A 14,377-nucleotide genomic window follows, 5' to 3' on the forward strand; every position below is an offset into this window, starting at 1 on the left:
CTCGACATGACCTCATCCCAACCGGCCGCCTGGCGGCAAAAGGCGATGCTGCTCGTGGTCTCCGTCGGCTTTTTCATGCAGACGCTGGACTCGACCATCGTGAACACCGCATTGCCCGCCATGGCGCGCGACCTCGGCCAGTCGCCGCTGCACATGCAGGCGGTGGTCATCGCCTACGCCCTGACCATGGCGGTGACGATTCCGATATCCGGATGGCTGGCCGATCGGTTCGGCACGCGCGTCGTCTTCTCCAGCGCATTGACCATTTTCTCCATCGGCTCGGCGATGTGCGCCTATTCCGGAACGCTCGACGCGCTGGTCGCCTGGCGTGTGGTGCAGGGCTTCGGCGGCGCGATGCTGCTGCCCGTGGGGCGGCTCGCCGTACTGCGCACCTTTCCGCGCGAGCGGTATCTCCAGGCGCTGGCGTTCGTCGCCGTGCCGGGCATGATCGGTCCGCTCATCGGCCCGACGCTCGGCGGCTGGCTCGTGAAGGTGGCTTCGTGGCATTGGGTGTTTCTCATCAACGTGCCAGTCGGGGCCGCGGGGTGTCTCGCCGCGCACTTCTTTCTGACGAATGCCCGCGCGCCCCACACGGCACCCTTCGATGTCAAGGGGTACCTGCTGCTCACCGTGGGTATGGTGGCGACGTCGCTGGCGCTGGACCGGCACGCCGACATCGCCGGTGCGCATGCGCTGATGCTGGTGTTGCTCGTGCTCGGCTTCGCCGGCTTCGTTGCCTACGGCCTCTATGCGAACCGCGCCCCGCAGCCACTGTTCTCGCTCGCCATGTTTCGCGTGCATACGTTCAGCGTCGGGTTGCTCGGCAATCTGTTCGCGCGAATCGGCATCGCGGCGGTGCCGTATCTCGTTCCGCTGCTCTTGCAGGTCAGTCTGGGCTACACCGCTTTCGAGGCGGGGTTGCTGATGCTGCCGATCACCCTCGCGGGGATCTTCGCCAAGGGTCTGGCGACGCGGCTGGTGATGCGCTTCGGCTATCGCCCGGTGCTGGTCTGGAACACGATCATCGCCGGTGGCGTGATGGCGAGTTTCGCGCTCGTCACGCCGCACTATCCGGTGCCGCTGCTGGTTGTTCAACTCGGCATTCTCGGCGGCATCAACTCGGTGCAGTTCACGGCCATGAACACGCTTACGCTCAAGGACCTGAATCCGGACGATGCGAGCGGCGGCAACAGTCTGTTCTCGCTCGTGCAGATGCTGGCGATGAGCTTCGGGCTGACCGTCGGCGGCGCGTTGCTGGTGACGTTTACCGGTGCCTTCGGCGAGCATGCGGGCGTGGGTGCGCTGCCCGCGTTTCGCGCAACCTTCGCGTGCGTCGGCCTGATCACCTGCTGCTCGGCGTGGATCTTCGGTCAACTGACGGATCGTGAACAGCGCGCGACCGACGATGGCGACGCCCAGGCGCGCGCCGTCACGTCCGCGCCGCCGCCGCCGGCGCACTAGCGGCGGCGCGCGGCGTTCCGGCACGGCGTCGACCGCTCAGGCGAACGGTCGATCGAGAATTTCCGGTGCACGGATCGCGTCGATCAGCAGGCCCAGGAAGGCCTCCACGGGAGCGGGCAGGGTGCGGCCCGCCATGGTCTGCACCTGGAGCGTGCGCTGGTGCAGGGCGGGATTGCGAATCGGTATGGCGACCAACCCATCCGGCGCCAACCGGCTGCGCACGGTGAGCAGGCCCGTGAGCGTAACCGCGTTGCCCGAGCGCACGAAGCTATGCAGCGCGGCGTGGTAGTTGCTCACGAACACCGGTTCGAACAGCAAGCCTTCGAGCGTGCAGCACAGGTCGAACATCTGTCGGATCGTCACCCCGGCATTGGACAGCGCCATCGGGTAGGGCTGCAGGTCGGCGAGGGCGACGTCGCGGCGCCTGGCCAGCGGATGTTGCTCCGCCATCAGGGCGAAGATGGGCGCGGGTTGGGTGTGCACGACCTGCACACCTTTCTCGGGCGCCACGCTGAAACACACCGCGATGTCGGCCTCGCCATCGCGCACGCGCTCGGTGGCGACGAAGGGCGACACGACGTCGAGCAGGAAATGTGCGCCGGGGTAGGCTTCGCGAAAGCGCGCGAAGACCTGCGGCAGAAAGTCTCGCGCAACCCCTTCGGCGCTCGCCACGCGAATCGTGGCACGCCCCGCCTCCGTCAGCCCCCGGATTTCCGACGTCACGCGCTCGGTGTCGAGCAGCACGCGACGCGCATGATCGGCGAGCAACGCGCCTGCCTCGCTCAGCACCATGCCGCGCGGGCGACGCTCGAACAGCGGGGTGCCGAGGTCTTCCTCCAGCTTGGCGATCTGACGGCTCAGCGCCGAGACGGCCACGTGCAGGCGCTCCGACGCGCGGCTGAGCGAACCGGTGCGGGCGACCTCGAGAAAATAGCGTAGCGCGTGTGTTTGCATGAGCCGTTCCAGCCATAGAAAGGTTCAACGGCAGGTGTCTGCCTGGCGTTCGTTGCTTTGCCGAAATGGCAACGAAACCTTCGAAATATTATCATTGTTGTCAAAAATACCCGCTCCTAGAATGGCCTGAACGGTTGTGCCGCAGCGTGCTTCCGACATGCTTCGCGCGATGTGCGAGACGGCAGCCGTCCCCTCAAAAGCCATCTGGAGACAAGCAGTGACCCGTAGCGCAGCCATTGCACAAGCCACCGCCCAATACGATTCGGGCGCGTTCCTGGACACACTCAGTCGTCGTGTCGCCTACAAGACCGAGAGTCAGGAGGCGGATAGCGGCGAGGTGCTCCATGCCTATCTTTCCGACGAAATGACGCCTTCGCTGGCGGCGCTCGGCTTCACGTCGCGCATCGTGCCGAACCCGGTGCCGGGCGGTGGCCCGTTCCTGATCGCGCAGCGTCATGAAAGCGACGACGCGCCGACCGTGCTCACCTACGGGCACGGCGACGTGGTGCGCGGCTATGACGCCCAGTGGCGCAGCGGGCTGAAGCCGTGGGAGATCGTCGTGGAGGGCGATCGCTGGTATGGGCGCGGCACGGCCGACAACAAGGGCCAGCACACCATCAACCTCGCGGCGTTGGCCCAGGTGCTGGCCTTGCGTGGCGGCAAGCTCGGCTACAACGTGAAGATGATCGTGGAGATGGGCGAGGAAATGGGCTCGCCGGGCCTGCATGCGATTTGCGAGCAACTGCGCGACGAGTTGCGCGCCGACGTGCTGATCGCGTCCGACGGCCCGCGTCTGAGTGCCGAACGTCCGACGGTTTTCCTCGGCTCGCGCGGCCTTGTCAATTTCAAGCTGAGTCTGAATCTTCGCGATGGTGGTCATCACTCCGGCAACTGGGGTGGTTTGCTGCGCAATCCGGGCGTGGTGCTGGCGAACGCCATTGCTTCGATCGTCGACGGCAACGGCAAGATCCTCGTCGAGGGGCTGCGCCCGCCGGAGCTGCCCGCTTCGGTGCGGCGTGCACTGGCAGGGCTGGAGGTCGGCGGCGGGCCGAACGATCCCGAGGTCGACGTCGACTACGGCGAGCCGGGGCTCACACCGACCGAGCGCGTCATCGGCTGGAACAACATCGAAGTCCTCGCGTTCAAGACGGGCAATCCTGAAAAGCCGGTCAATGCCATCCCGCCGTATGCGTATGCCCACATGCAGATCCGCTTCGTGGTCGGCACGGACTGGGAGCGACTTGGCGAGATTCTGCGCGCGCATCTCGACGCGCACGGATTCCCGATGGTGGAGGTCGAGGTGGAGCGCGGCGTGATGGCGACGCGTCTCGACCCGGAGGATCCCTGGGTGCTGTGGGCGCTTGGGTCGATGCGCGAGACGACGGGCAAGCCGCCGGTGCTGCTGCCGAACCTCGGCGGCACGTTGCCGAACGACGTGTTTGCCGACGTGCTCGGGCTACCCACGCTGTGGGTGCCGCACTCCTACCCGGCATGTTCGCAGCATGCGCCCGACGAGCACCTGCTCGGCTCGGTCGCGCGTGAAGCGTTGCAGATCATGGCCGGGCTGTTCTGGGATCTTGGGGATGTGAATCTGAAAGAGGGGAAGCCGCGATGAACAGTTCTGCTGCCGCCGCCGGGGCGGACCCGGCGAAGGGCGCGTCGAGCGCAGACAAGGAGGGGGCGCGCGCCGAGGTGCCCGTCTACAAGCTGATCGTCGCGACGTCCATCGGCAATGCGCTCGAATGGTACGACCTGATCGTCTACGGCTATTTCGCCGTGACGATTTCCAGGCTGTTCTTTCCCGCGCACGACGAAACCGTGTCGTTGCTCATGGCGCTGGGGACGTTTGCGCTGTCGTATCTCGCGCGCCCGCTCGGTGCGTTCGTGCTGGGCGCGTATGCCGACCGGCACGGGCGTCGTGCGTCGCTCATGCTCTCGATCGCCATGATGACGCTCGGCACCGGTCTCATTGCGTTCATGCCGACGTACGCCGCGATCGGTGTCTGGGCGCCCATCGGCATCTTCGTGTCACGACTGATGCAGGGGTTCTCGGCGGGCGGGGAGTTCGGCAGTTCCACGGCGTTTCTCGTCGAGCATGTGCCGAACCGGCCGGGCTTCATGTCGAGCTGGCAGTTCGCGAGTCAGGGGGCGAGCACGCTGCTGGCCTCGGCGTTCGGTGCGGTGCTTACCGGCGCGCTGACCCAGCCGCAGCTCGAATCCTGGGGGTGGCGCATTCCCTTCCTGTTCGGGATGCTGGTCGGGCCGATCGGACTCTACATTCGCAAGTACATGGATGAGACGCCCGCCTTCGAGACGGCCCGCAAGACCGAATCGCCAGGCAAGGCGTCGCCGGTATGGGAGGTGCTCGCCACGCAGAAGTCGCGCCTGCTGGTCTCCATCGGCGCGCTCATCCTGACGACGACGGCAAACTACATGATCCTGTACATGCCGACGTATGCCACGAAGCAACTGGGCCTGCCGCCGGCGCAGGGCTTCATTGCGACGCTGGTCACCGGCTTCGTGATCATGACGCTCACGCCGTTCGTGGGCCACTGGTCGGACAAGGTCGGGCGCATTCGCATCATGTTCGTGGCCGGTGTGCTGTTCCTGTGCACCGTGTATCCGGCGTTCGCGTTCATGAACGCGCATCCTTCGCTGGCGACGATGATGCTGGTGATGCTGTGGGTCGGCACGTTGAAGGCGGTGTACTTTGCGCCGATTCCAGCCCTGATGTCGTCGCTGTTCCCGACGCGCACGCGCGCAACGGGCATGGCGGTGGGGTACAACCTCGGCACGACGATCTTCGGCGGCTTCACGCCGTTGGCGGTGGCGTGGCTGATTGCATCGACCGGCAACAAGCTCGCCCCGGGGCTGTATCTGATGGTCGGGGCGGTGATCAGCTTGACGACGTTGGCCATTGCACGAAAGCGCATGGGCGCGCGCTGACGCGAACGCGCCGGCCTTGGTCGCCTAAGGGCTTTCCCGAGCTTCCCGCCAGCAGGGCACACCGACCTTGCTGGCGGGAATTTTTTTCGCTAGTATTTTAGGCATAAACTATTTACGATTTAACAAAGATCGAGGCGTCGGTGAGTGCGGCGCGGTCAGTGAATCCGGAGGCTGGAGATGAATATCGTCTGTATCGGTGGCGGTCCCGCGGGCCTGTATTTCGGGCTGTTGATGAAATTGCGCGAGCCGTCGCACCGGGTGGTGGTGGTCGAGCGCAATCGTCCGTACGACACCTTCGGCTGGGGCGTGGTGTTCTCCGACGCCACCATGGACAACCTCCAGGACGCCGATCCGGTGAGCGCCGCGGAAATCAACGCGGCCTTCAATCACTGGGACGACATTGACATCCATTTCGAGGGCCGCACCATCACGTCCGGCGGCCACGGCTTCATCGGCATCGGCCGCAAGAAGCTGCTCAACATTCTTCAGGCGCGCTGCGAGGCGCTTGGCGTCGAGCTCGTTTTCGAGACGGAAGTGGGCGACGATCAGGAGATCGCGCGCCGCTATCAGGCCGATCTGGTCATCGCCTCGGACGGCCTGAACAGCCGCATCCGCACCCGCTACGCCGACACCTACCGCCCGGACATCGATACGCGCCAGAACCGCTTTGTCTGGCTCGGCACGCATCAGCGCTTCGATGCCTTCACGTTCGCCTTCGAAAAGACCGAGCACGGCTGGTTCCAGGCGCACGCCTACCAGTTCGACGCCGACACGTCGACCTTCATCGTGGAGACGCCCGAGGAAGTCTGGCGCGCGCACGGTATCGATCAGATGAGCCAGGAAGAGGGCGTGAAGTTTTGCGAGAAGCTCTTCGCCAAATACCTCGGCGGCCACGAGCTGATGAGCAACGCCAAGCACCTTCGCGGCTCGGCGATCTGGATTCGTTTCCCACGCGTGATCTGCGAGCACTGGGTGCACTGGAACGACGTCGACGGCAAACGCGTGCCGGTCGTGCTCATGGGCGACGCCGCCCATACGGCGCACTTCTCCATCGGCTCGGGTACGAAGCTCGCACTCGAAGACGCGATCGCGCTGGCTGACGGCCTGGTCACGCAGAATGTCGACGCCCTGCCGCGCGTTTTGCAGGACTATGAAGCCGCCCGCAGCGTGGAGGTGCTGAAGATTCAGAATGCCGCGCGCAACTCCACGGAATGGTTCGAGACGGTCGATCGTTACGCGCGTTTCGCGCCGGAGCAGTTCGCCTATTCGCTGCTCACGCGCTCGCAGCGCATCTCGCACGAGAACCTGCGTGTGCGAGATGCCGGTTACGTCGAGGGCTACGAGGACTGGCTCGCCGAGCGCGCCGGGGTGAAGCGCGCCGCCGGTCAGCACGCGATTCCGCCGATGTTTACGCCGTATCGCGCGCGTGAGCTCACGCTCAAGAATCGCATCGTGATGTCGCCGATGGCGATGTATTCGGCCGTGGACGGCGTGCCGGGGGACTTCCATCTCGTGCACCTGGGCAGCCGTGCGCTGGGCGGCGCGGGCATGATCGTCGCGGAAATGACCTGCGTGTCGCCCGACGCGCGCATCACCCCGGGCTGCCCGGGGCTCTGGAACGACACGCAGCGCGACGCGTGGAAGCGCATTGTCGACTTCGTGCACGCGGGAAGCGACGCGAAGATCGCCATGCAGATCGGTCACGCCGGTCGCAAGGGTTCGACGCGACTGGCCTGGGACGGCATCGATCTGCCGCTCGACGAAGGCAACTGGCCGCTCATCTCGGCGTCGCCGCTGCCATACATCGACGGCGTGTCGCAGACACCGCGCGAGATGACGCGCGCCGACATGGGCCGTGTGAAGGACGACTTCGTGCAGGCGGCGCGGCGCGCGGCCGAAGCCGGTTTCGACTGGCTCGAACTGCACTGCGCGCACGGCTATCTGCTCTCGAGCTTCATTTCGCCACTCACGAATCAGCGTACCGACGAATACGGCGGCTCGCTGGAGAACCGCCTGCGCTATCCGCTGGAGGTGTTCCGCGCGGTGCGGGCCGTCTGGCCGGACGCCAGGCCGATGTCGGTGCGGATTTCGGCGCACGACTGGGTCGAAGGCGGCATCACGCCCGACGACGCGGTGCAGATCGCACGGGCGTTCAAGGCAGCCGGCGCCGATCTCATCGACTGCTCGTCGGGGCAGGTGAGCAAGGCGGAGAAGCCGGTCTACGGTCGCATGTTCCAGACGCCGTTCGCCGATCGGGTGCGCAACGAAGCGGGCATTCCGACGATTGCCGTTGGCGCGATCTTTGAAGCGGACCATGTGAACAGCATCATCGCGTCGGGCCGCGCCGACCTGTGCGCGCTGGCGCGTCCGCATCTGGCCGATCCGTTCTGGACGCTGCATGAAGCCGCGAAGATCGGCTACAAGGATCTGCCGTGGCCGGCGCAGTACTATGCCGGCAAGCGGCAGTACGAGACCAATCTGGAGCGTGCTGCCGCCTACGCTCAACAGATCGGCAAATAAGGACAGTTCATGACGTCTACGACAACTCCGGCCACCGCGGCGCCGGCATCGCTGCAAGGAGCGCACGCCCTTGTGACGGGTGGCGCGCGTGGTATTGGCGAGGCGGTGGCGCGCGCGTTGCTCTCGCAAGGCGCGCGCGTGACCCTGCTCGGGCGCAACGAGACCACGCTCGCCGCCGGCGCGCGGGCATTGGCCGCGCACGGCGACGTGGCATGGGTGAGCGCCGACATTTCGGACGCCGCGGCCGTCGAGGCGGCGTTCGCCCGCGCTGCCGAGCGCTTCGGGCCGGTGCAGGTGCTGGTCAACAACGCCGGGCAAGCGCTCAGCGCCCCGTTCGGCAAGACGGACGCGGCGCTGTGGCAGCAGATGATCGACGTCAACCTGACGGGCACGTTCCACTGCATTCGCGCCGCACTGCCGGCCATGCTTGCGGCCGGCTGGGGCCGCATCGTGAATGTGGCCAGCACGGCGGGCCTGATCGGCTACCCGTACGTGACGGCCTATTGCGCGGCCAAGCACGGCGTGGTCGGCCTCACGCGCGCGCTCGCGCTGGAGGTGGCGAAAAAGGGTGTGACGGTCAACGCCGTGTGTCCGGGATACACGGAGACGGACATCGTGCGCGACGCCGTGGCGAACATCGTCGCGAAGACGGGGCGCAGCGAGGACGAGGCGCGTGCCGAGCTGGCCGGACGCAATCCGCAGGCTCGACTGGTGCAGCCGCAGGAGGTGGCCGACGCGGTGCTGTGGCTGTGCCAGCCCGCCGCGAGCGCGATGACAGGGCAGTCGCTCGCGGTGGCGGGCGGCGAGGTGACTGTCGGCTGAGCGCCGGGCGCCCGGATCCGCGCCATGGCGCGAACGCATAACCTATTCAAGGAGATTGGCCAATGAGCGACGTGAAACTGACGATGGCGCACCACAAGCGCCCTTTCGCGAACTATGAAGCCAGGCACTTTCTGTGGTCGGTGTCGAATGACGCGCAAGGGCGTCCGAGCATTGGCACGATCACGCTGAACCGACCCGACAAGAAGAACCCGCTCACGTTCGATTCGTATGCCGAGCTGCGCGATCTGTTCCGCGGGCTGGTGTATGCGACGGATATCAGGACGGTGGTGGTGACGGGTGCAGGCGGCAATTTCTGCTCGGGCGGTGACGTCCACGAGATCATCGGCCCGCTCACGCAGATGAGCATGCCGGAACTGCTGGATTTCACGCGTATGACGGGCGATCTGGTCAAGGCGATGCGCGCCTGTCCGCAGCCGATCGTCAGCGCGATCGATGGCATTTGCGCCGGTGCGGGCGCCATGGTGGCGCTGGCCTCGGACATGCGCCTGGGCACGCCGCAGACGAAGACGGCCTTCCTGTTCGTGCGTGTGGGACTTGCGGGGGCCGACATGGGCGCCTGCACGCTGCTGCCGCGCATGATCGGGCAGGGGCGGGCGTCGGAGCTTCTGTACACGGGGCGCGTGATGACGGCCGAGGAAGGGGTGCAGTGGGGGTTTTTCAACGCGCTGCATGACGGCGGCGCGGTGTTGAGCGCCGCGCAAACGCTGGCCGACCAGATCGCATGCGGGCCGACGTTCGCCCATGGTGTGACGAAGAAGCTCCTGCATCAGGAGTGGAACATGGGCGTGGACGAGGCGATCGAGGCCGAGGCCGAGGCGCAGGCCATCTGCATGCAGACGAAGGATTTTCGCCGCGCCTACGACGCCTTTGTCGCCAGGCAAAAGCCGGTATTCCAGGGTGACTGACGCGAGACGACAGGCAACATGACTTCCCTAACACCTCACCACGCGCGCAACGCCGATTTTCTGGCGTGGCCGTTCTTCGACGACGCGCACCGTCGCCTTGGTGCCGAACTGGACGATTGGTGCTCGCGCGAGCTGCATGTCGATCATCATGCCGACACCGATGCCACTTGCATCTCGCTGGTCCGCCAGTTGGGCCGTGCGGGCTGGTTGAAGTATTGCGTGCCGGCCAGTCATGGCGGCGCGATGGACAAGCTCGATTCCCGGGCGCTGTGCGTGCTGCGCGAGACGCTGGCGCGCCACGACGGCCTGGCCGATTTCGCCTTCGCGATGCAGGGCCTGGGCAGCGGCGCGATCACGCTTGCCGGCAGCGACGCGCTGCGCCGGCGTTATCTGCCGCGCGTGGCGTCGGGCGAGGCGATTGCGGCCTTCGCGCTCTCTGAGCCCAACGCCGGGTCGGATGTGGCGGCGATGGCCTGCTCGGCCACGCCTGACGGTGACCATTACGTACTCAACGGCGAGAAGACCTGGATCTCGAACGGCGGTATCGCGGATTTCTATTGTGTCTTCGTGCGGACCGGCGAGGCGCCGGGTGCGCGCGGCATCAGCGCCTTCGTGGTGGATGCCGATACGCCGGGGCTGACGATCGCCGAGCGCATCGATGTGAGCGCGCCGCACCCGTTGGCCCGACTGAAGTTCGAGAACTGCCGCGTGCCGGCCTCGCAGCGCCTGGGCGACGCGGGGCAGGGTTTCAAGGTCGCGATGACGACGCTGGATATTTTCCGTGCGTCGGTGGCCGCGGCGTCGTTGGGTTTCGCACGTCGCGCGCTCGATGAAGGTCTGGCGCGCACGAAGTCGCGCGAGATGTTCGGGCAGACGCTGGCGGACTTCCAGATCACGCAGGCGGCGTTGGGCGACATGGCCACGTCGGTGGATGCGGCCGCGTTGCTGACGTATCGCGCCGCCTGGCAGCGTGACGTACAGGGGCAGCGCACGACGCGCGAAGCAGCGATGGCAAAGATGTTCGCGACGGAATCGGCGCAGCAGGTCATCGACCGGGCGTTGCAGATGTTCGGGGGCGCGGGGGTAGTGTCGGGCGCGATTGTGGAGCGTCTGTATCGGGAGATTCGTTCGTTGCGCATTTACGAGGGCGCAACGGAGGTGCAAAAGCTGATCATCGCGCGCGAACTGCTCAAGGACGATTGAGCCTCGGTGTCCGAAGCGCCGGGCGTGGCTGTACGCGGCGGTAAGTAGCAGGATAAGGCGGGTGATGTGCGCAGTGCCCCCGGGAGACAGGGACGGCATGGCGTCTTGCAATGACACTTGGAAGCACTTGATCGACGTTTGGCCGGGGCGGCCGGCGTCATGCTGGATTACCGGGGGCAAGGAGAAGCACATGGAACGATCTGGACATCTCGACACTTTCGCGCGCGACAATTTGCCGCCCGCGGATCAGTGGCCTGAGTTTCTGCTGGACAATCCGGACGTGGCGTACCCGGCGCGCATCAATTGCGCCGCCGAACTGCTGGATCGCACGATTGCGCAGGGCCGTGGTGACGCGCCCGCGATTTATTCGGTGGAGAACGGCAAGCCCACGGTCACGACGTATCTCGGCCTGCGCGAGATGGTGGATCGCATCGCGCATGTGCTTCGCAACGACATGTCGCTGGTGCCGGGCAATCGCGTGCTGTTACGTGGTCCGAACAATCTGTTCATGGCGGCGGCCTGGCTGGCGGTGATCAAGGCGGGGCTGGTCGGCGTGCCGACGATGCCGCTGTTGCGTGCGAAGGAGCTCAAGCAGATCGTCGACAAGGCGGAGATCGGCGCGGCTTTGTGCGACGGCCGTCTGAAGGAGGAGCTGGAGTTCAACCGTCAGGCGGGCCATGAGTATTTCTGTCCCACGCTCACACAGGCGGTGTATTTCCATGACGTGGGTGAGGACTCACTGGAGGCCCGCATGGCGCGTCAGCCGGCGAGCTTCGAGGCGTGCGACACGGCGGTGGACGATGTCTGCCTGATCGCGTTCACGAGCGGCACGACAGGGCAGCCGAAGGGTACGATGCATTTTCATCGCGACGTGCTGGCGATGTGCGATCTGTTCCCGCGCCATGTGCTCAAGCCGGGGCCGGACGATATTTTCTGCGGCACGCCCCCGTTAGCGTTCACTTTCGGCACGGGCGGCTTGCTGACGTTCCCGCTGCGCGTCGGTGCATCGACGGTGTTGCTCGAGAAGCTCACGCCGGACAGTCTGTTGCAGGCGATCGAGCAGTACCGCGCGACGATCTGCTTTACGGCGCCGACGTTCTATCGTCAGATGGCGGCGCTGGTGGGCAAGTACGATCTGTCGAGTCTGAAGAAGACGGTGTCCGCGGGCGAGGCGTTGCCGGACGCGACGCGTCAGCTGTGGAAGCAGGCCACGGGCATCGAGATGATCGACGGCATCGGCGGCACGGAGATGATCCATATTTTTATTTCGGCGGCGAACGGGGATGTGGTGCCGGGCGCGATCGGCAAGCCGGTGCCGGGGTATGTGGCGATGATCGTGGACGAGAACATGCAGCCGCTGCCGCCGGGGAAGGTGGGCAAGCTGGCAGTGAAGGGGCCCACGGGCTGTCGGTATCTCGCGGATTCGCGTCAGACGAATTATGTGAAGAACGGCTGGAATCTGCCGGGCGACACGTTCATGTGCGATGAAGCGGGCAATTATTACTATCAGGCGCGCTCGGACGACATGATTGTCTCGGCGGGCTACAACATCGCTGGGCCGGAGGTGGAGTCGGCGTTGCTGAAGCATCCGTCGGTGGCGGAGTGCGGGGTGGTGGGGGCGAACGATGAGGCGCGCGGCCAGATCGTGAAGGCTTATGTGGTGCTCAAGGCGGGCGAGCCACGCGACGCTTCGATGGTCAAGGCGCTTCAGGAGTATGTGAAGGCTAACATCGCGCCGTACAAGTATCCGCGTGCGATCGAGTTCGTCGACGCGCTTCCGCGCACGGAGACGGGTAAGCTTCAGCGCTTCAAGCTGCGGCAGATGACGCAGTGAGGTGAGGGCGGAGCGCTCCGGTGGGCGCTCACTCACGTCCGGGCTCGGCACCGCGATGCGGTGGGATTCGACGTGATGAAGCCCGATGCACCGGGGTGCGTGAGACGATGAGGAGATAAAGGATGGCGGGCACTGAAATGGCGGCGAATGCTTTCGTGAAGCCGGTGCTGGTGCGGTTCAAGCACTGCGATGCCGCTGGCATTGTGTTTTATCCGCGCTATTTCGAGATGATCAACGATCTGGTCGAGGACTGGTGTGCCGAAGGGCTCGGCCTGTCGTTCGGCGAGATGCATTTGCGCAATGGGATGGGCGTGCCGACGGCGAACCTGGAGTGCCGTTTCAGTGCGCCAAGTTTTCTGGGCGAGACGCTCTCGCGTTCGTTGGAGGTGGTGCGTCTGGGGCGTTCGTCGATGACGTTGCGCATCCTTTTCGCGGGACCCGACGACGAGACGCGTCTGCTGGCCACGCTGGTGTTGGTCTGGGTCGCGAAAGGCGAGGGCGGCAGGCCCGCCCCGATCGCGGTTCCCGAGGCCCAGCGTGAAGCAATTGTGCGCTTTGCCGCACCTGATTCTGTGATTGAAGGAGTGTCGTGATGCTGCAAGTTCTGCAACCGCCCGAGTGGGCGAAACCGCGCGGCTATGCGAATGGCATGGCTTTCGAGATGACGGCCGGCAGCCGCATCGTGTTTGTCGGCGGTCAGATCGGCTGGAATGGGCAGCAACGTTTCGAGACGGATGATTTTGCGCTTCAGGTGCGTCAGACGCTGGAGAACATCGTGGCGATTCTGGCGGAGGGCAACGCGAAGCCCGAGCATATCGTGCGCATGACGTGGTACGTGAAGGACAAGAAGGAGTATGTCGCGAACTATCCGGCGATCGGCGAACACTATCGCGCGGTAATCGGTCGGCATTTCCCCGCGATGACGGCGGTTGAGGTGGCCGATCTGGTGGAGGACGAAGCGAAGGTGGAAATCGAGGTGACGGCGGTGGTGCCGGCCGCCTGACGCGCGGTAGGTCCAACGCCACAAACGAGGACGCAATCCCGCATCCTCGTTTGACCAACGATCAGCTCACTTGCGGTCGAACGAATACTTGCCCGGACCGGTGAGCGCCAATAGGATCAACCCGCCTGCAATGCTCAGGTTCTTGTAGAAGTTGATCATCGCCATGAACTGCTCCACGCCGCTCAAACCCCAGTATCGATGGCCAATCAACGCCGTCGCCACGGTGTACGCCGCAAGTACCAACGCCAGCGGTCGCGTATAGAAACCCAGGACGATCATTACCCCCGCGATCAACTCCACAACCACCGCAATGACCGCTGACACCGCCGGCATCGGCGCACCCGTCGCGGCCATGTATCCAACCGTCCCCTCGAAGCTCATCAGCTTCTGAAAACCAAACATCACAAACAACACCATCAGCAATACCCGTGCAGCCAACAGCACGCCATCTTTGTTCGTTTCGAGCGAGACGTATCGCATTTTCATTTGCCTTTTCATGTGGGTGTTTCGCGTGATTCGCAAAAACATGTGGCAATTTTAGTGTCCTGATTTGATGCATCAAGATGGTGAGATTTGTAAGTTTGTCGCGAATAGGTTGACAAAACCTCTCCCCCAGACGGACCGGAGCCCCTTTCCGCCGCTCAGACATAGACCCAACTCGCCGCGAAAAGGCGCCCCGGTCCGTCCCCCTCCATGCCCCCAGTCCTT

At 64.9% G+C, this 14,377-nt stretch carries 12 protein-coding genes; 10 read left to right on the plus strand and 2 right to left on the minus strand.

The window, feature by feature from the left end:
• Positions 1-6 precede the first annotated feature (6 nt).
• Positions 7-1,461 (plus strand): multidrug transporter subunit MdtD, encoded by a 1,455-nt coding sequence (mdtD, locus tag W930_RS28800; RefSeq protein ID WP_080685313.1) that lies wholly within the window; start codon positions 7-9, stop codon positions 1,459-1,461.
• A 36-nt stretch (positions 1,462-1,497) separates the two neighbouring features.
• On the opposite strand, the gene W930_RS0124770 is transcribed toward mdtD, so the two are convergent.
• On the minus strand, positions 1,498-2,415 hold the full coding sequence (locus W930_RS0124770) for a LysR family transcriptional regulator (protein WP_023595162.1): 918 nt from the start codon (positions 2,413-2,415) through the stop codon (positions 1,498-1,500).
• 217 nt (positions 2,416-2,632) lie between these two features.
• Here W930_RS0124770 and W930_RS0124775 point away from each other — a divergent pair, with 217 nt between their 5' ends.
• From W930_RS0124775 to W930_RS0124815, 9 genes are all read left to right on the plus strand, one after another.
• Complete coding sequence (locus W930_RS0124775; RefSeq protein WP_023871805.1) at positions 2,633-4,030, plus strand: M20 family metallopeptidase; 1,398 nt, start codon at positions 2,633-2,635, stop codon at positions 4,028-4,030.
• Entirely contained in the window at positions 4,027-5,361 is a 1,335-nt protein-coding gene (locus W930_RS0124780) for an MFS transporter (RefSeq protein ID WP_023595164.1), read from the plus strand. Before W930_RS0124775 ends, W930_RS0124780 begins: the two co-directional genes overlap by 4 nt.
• A 177-nt stretch (positions 5,362-5,538) precedes the next feature.
• Positions 5,539-7,881, plus strand: a complete 2,343-nt coding sequence (locus tag W930_RS0124785; RefSeq protein WP_023871804.1) for a bifunctional salicylyl-CoA 5-hydroxylase/oxidoreductase — start codon at positions 5,539-5,541, stop codon at positions 7,879-7,881.
• A gap of 9 nt (positions 7,882-7,890) precedes the next feature.
• Complete coding sequence (locus tag W930_RS0124790) at positions 7,891-8,703, plus strand: SDR family NAD(P)-dependent oxidoreductase (RefSeq protein ID WP_023871803.1); 813 nt, start codon at positions 7,891-7,893, stop codon at positions 8,701-8,703.
• A 62-nt stretch (positions 8,704-8,765) separates the two neighbouring features.
• Complete coding sequence (locus W930_RS0124795) at positions 8,766-9,629, plus strand: enoyl-CoA hydratase family protein (protein ID WP_023595167.1); 864 nt, start codon at positions 8,766-8,768, stop codon at positions 9,627-9,629.
• Positions 9,630-9,647: 18 nt separating this feature from the next.
• The gene (locus W930_RS0124800) at positions 9,648-10,832 is read left to right on the plus strand and encodes an acyl-CoA dehydrogenase family protein (RefSeq protein WP_023871802.1); all 1,185 of its coding nucleotides are present in this window, start codon (positions 9,648-9,650) and stop codon (positions 10,830-10,832) included.
• 190 nt (positions 10,833-11,022) lie between these two features.
• Positions 11,023-12,666 carry an AMP-binding protein gene (locus tag W930_RS0124805; RefSeq protein WP_023871801.1) on the plus strand — a complete coding sequence of 548 codons (1,644 nt, stop codon included), beginning with the start codon at positions 11,023-11,025 and terminating at the stop codon, positions 12,664-12,666.
• Between the two features lie 122 nt (positions 12,667-12,788).
• Complete coding sequence (locus W930_RS0124810; protein ID WP_028731396.1) at positions 12,789-13,259, plus strand: thioesterase family protein; 471 nt, start codon at positions 12,789-12,791, stop codon at positions 13,257-13,259.
• A 2-nt stretch (positions 13,260-13,261) separates the two neighbouring features.
• Positions 13,262-13,669: a RidA family protein gene (locus tag W930_RS0124815; RefSeq protein ID WP_023871799.1), complete on the plus strand. Its 408-nt coding sequence runs from the start codon at positions 13,262-13,264 to the stop codon at positions 13,667-13,669.
• A gap of 66 nt (positions 13,670-13,735) precedes the next feature.
• On the opposite strand, the gene W930_RS0124820 is transcribed toward W930_RS0124815, so the two are convergent.
• Entirely contained in the window at positions 13,736-14,149 is a 414-nt protein-coding gene (locus W930_RS0124820) for a DoxX family protein (protein WP_023871798.1), read from the minus strand.
• Positions 14,150-14,377 lie beyond the last annotated feature (228 nt).

It is taken from the genome of Pandoraea sp. E26 (assembly GCF_000681415.1).
Lineage (GTDB): Bacteria > Pseudomonadota > Gammaproteobacteria > Burkholderiales > Burkholderiaceae > Pandoraea > Pandoraea pnomenusa.

Bases quoted from the DNA above. Each gene is read 5' to 3' on its own strand.
- mdtD (WP_080685313.1), top strand. From the start codon at position 7: ATGACCTCATCCCAACCGGCCGCCTGGCGGCAAAAGGCGATGCTGCTC.
- W930_RS0124790 (WP_023871803.1), top strand. From the start codon at position 7,891: ATGACGTCTACGACAACTCCGGCCACCGCGGCGCCGGCATCGCTGCAA.
- W930_RS0124820 (WP_023871798.1), bottom strand. From the start codon at position 14,149: ATGCGATACGTCTCGCTCGAAACGAACAAAGATGGCGTGCTGTTGGCT.
- W930_RS0124810 (WP_028731396.1), top strand. From the start codon at position 12,789: ATGGCGGGCACTGAAATGGCGGCGAATGCTTTCGTGAAGCCGGTGCTG.
- W930_RS0124795 (WP_023595167.1), top strand. From the start codon at position 8,766: ATGAGCGACGTGAAACTGACGATGGCGCACCACAAGCGCCCTTTCGCG.
- W930_RS0124770 (WP_023595162.1), bottom strand. From the start codon at position 2,415: ATGCAAACACACGCGCTACGCTATTTTCTCGAGGTCGCCCGCACCGGT.
- W930_RS0124785 (WP_023871804.1), top strand. From the start codon at position 5,539: ATGAATATCGTCTGTATCGGTGGCGGTCCCGCGGGCCTGTATTTCGGG.
- W930_RS0124800 (WP_023871802.1), top strand. From the start codon at position 9,648: ATGACTTCCCTAACACCTCACCACGCGCGCAACGCCGATTTTCTGGCG.
- W930_RS0124780 (WP_023595164.1), top strand. From the start codon at position 4,027: ATGAACAGTTCTGCTGCCGCCGCCGGGGCGGACCCGGCGAAGGGCGCG.
- W930_RS0124805 (WP_023871801.1), top strand. From the start codon at position 11,023: ATGGAACGATCTGGACATCTCGACACTTTCGCGCGCGACAATTTGCCG.